This window comes from Parendozoicomonas verongulae (assembly GCF_009711465.1).
Lineage (GTDB): Bacteria > Pseudomonadota > Gammaproteobacteria > Pseudomonadales > Endozoicomonadaceae > Sansalvadorimonas > Sansalvadorimonas verongulae.
In genome coordinates, this window is record NZ_SMME01000697.1 from 2,034 (window position 1) to 2,573 (window position 540).

Genomic DNA, 540 nt, shown 5'->3' on the forward strand with positions numbered 1-540 from the left:
GGCCACTTTCAGATTGTCTGGACATCCTGTTAGCTGGAGATGTCTACCCAGTGCCAGTTCGATATCCTTGTCATCACAGGGGGTGTTTACTCGTCCACCGGCTGCCCGGGTGCGCAGCCGGGCCCCACCTGCCGCCCGAGTGCGCAGTTGGGTAAAAATCGCCAGGGCCGCTCTAAGGTTGTCCGTACCTCCCATGAGCTGGAGATGTCTGCCCAGTGTTAACTCGATCTCCTTGTCTTCACAGGGGGTGTTCACCCGTCCACCGGCTGCCCGGGTGCGCAGCCGGGTCCCCAGGCCGCTCGGGTGCGCAGCCGGGTATAGATGTGCAGAGCTTTTTTCATGTTCTCGGAGCCCCCCATAGCCTCGAGCAGTCTGCCCAGAGCCAGTTCGACCTCCTTATCATTACAGGGAGTGTTTACCTGCCCCCGGGCCGCCAAAGTGCGCAGCTGGGTAAAAATCTCCAGGGCCTTTTTCATGTTATCGGTGCCTCCCATAATCTGGAGGTGTCTACCCAGTGTTATCTCGATATCCTTGTCATCA

Annotated in this window: 2 protein-coding genes; both read right to left on the reverse strand. The window is 58.5% G+C overall.

Annotated features, from left to right (window positions below; all coding sequences use genetic code 11):
• The coding region (locus E1189_RS03105) for a hypothetical protein (RefSeq protein WP_196221126.1) at window positions 1-255 on the reverse strand (255 nt) is incomplete at its 3' end.
• A partial coding sequence (locus E1189_RS03110) for a PTS transporter subunit EIIB (protein WP_196221127.1) occupies window positions 252-540 on the reverse strand: 289 nt, incomplete at its 5' end. The genes E1189_RS03105 and E1189_RS03110, both read right to left, overlap by 4 nt.